This is a genomic window from Modestobacter sp. VKM Ac-2983 (assembly GCF_026967885.1).
GTDB lineage: Bacteria > Actinomycetota > Actinomycetes > Mycobacteriales > Geodermatophilaceae > Modestobacter.
Genome location: NZ_JAPVBK010000002.1, coordinates 1,130,742 through 1,131,808, shown reverse-complemented (window position 1 = coordinate 1,131,808; position 1,067 = coordinate 1,130,742). Strand labels below are relative to the sequence as shown.

Below are 1,067 nucleotides of genomic sequence, written 5' to 3'. Positions count from 1 at the left end.
CGGAAGCTAAGCCTTTCAGCGCCGATGGTACTGCCCGGGGGACCGGGTGGGAGAGTAGGACGCCGCCGGACATAACTTCACGAAACGGGGGTCGGAGCATTGCGCTCCGGCTCCCGTTTTGTGCGTTTGTCCGCTTTCGTCGACCGACCGGATCCAGCCGCTACCGCGGTGAGCCGGGTGGATGCGATGCCGTTCAGGTGCCCCCACCGGGCGTGCGCCGTTCACCAGTGAGGTACGTAGAACACCATGACTTCTCCGCGACGAGGACCGTCAGGGTCAGATCGAGGTCGTAGCGCCGGCGGCAGTGGCGGCGCAGCCCGTCAGGGTGGGGCCGGCCGCCCGCAGCGGCCCGCCGGACACCGCGGGTCCCGCCCGACCGAGGGCAGTCGGGGAGCCCGGCCTGCCGACGGCAGCCGTGGTGCCGCCAACGGCCGCGGGTCGTCACGTGACGATCGCCCGAGCGCATCCGGTGGTCCTGGAGGCGAGTGGCGCGATCGGCGTCCCGCCGGCGAGCGATCTCCCGGCGGTCGGTCCGGCGGCGGTCGCCCGCAGGGTTCAGGGCGTCCGCAGGGCCAAGGACGTCCGCAGGGCGATCGTCCCGCGTGGCAGGACCGCCGTCCGGGTGGTGACCGTCCGCAGGGTGGAGGGCGTCCGCAGGGCGATCGTCCCTCTTGGCAGGACCGTCGTCCGGGTGGTGACCGTCCGCAGGGTGGTGGGCGTCCGCAGGGTGGTGGGCGTCCGCAGGGTGACCGTCCGGCCTGGCAGGACCGTCGTCCGGGTGGTGACCGTCCGCAGGGTGGTGGGCGTCCGCAGGGTGACCGTCCCGCGTGGCAGGACCGTCGTCCGGGTGGTGACCGTCCGCAGGGTGGTGGTCGTCCGCAGGGTGACCGTCCGGCCTGGCAGGACCGTCGTCCGGGTGGTGACCGTCCGCAGGGTGGTGGGCGTCCGCAGGGTGATCGTCCCGCGTGGCAGGACCGCCGCCCGAGTGGGGACCGTCCGCAGGGGCAAGGTCGTCCGCAGGGTGACCGTCCCGCGTGGCAGGACCGCCGTCCCAGCGGTGACCGTCC

Annotated in this window: 1 protein-coding gene and 1 rRNA gene; one reads left to right on the top strand and one right to left on the bottom strand. The window is 73.6% G+C overall.

Annotation, left to right across the window (positions count from 1 at the left end; genetic code table 11):
• Positions 1-71 (top strand): 5S ribosomal RNA (rrf, locus tag O2W18_RS21745); the annotation flags it as partial.
• Positions 72-555: 484 nt separating this feature from the next.
• On the opposite strand, the gene O2W18_RS11820 is transcribed toward rrf, so the two are convergent.
• Positions 556-1,067 (bottom strand): hypothetical protein (locus tag O2W18_RS11820; RefSeq protein WP_269187705.1); only part of this gene is annotated, 512 nt, incomplete at its 5' end.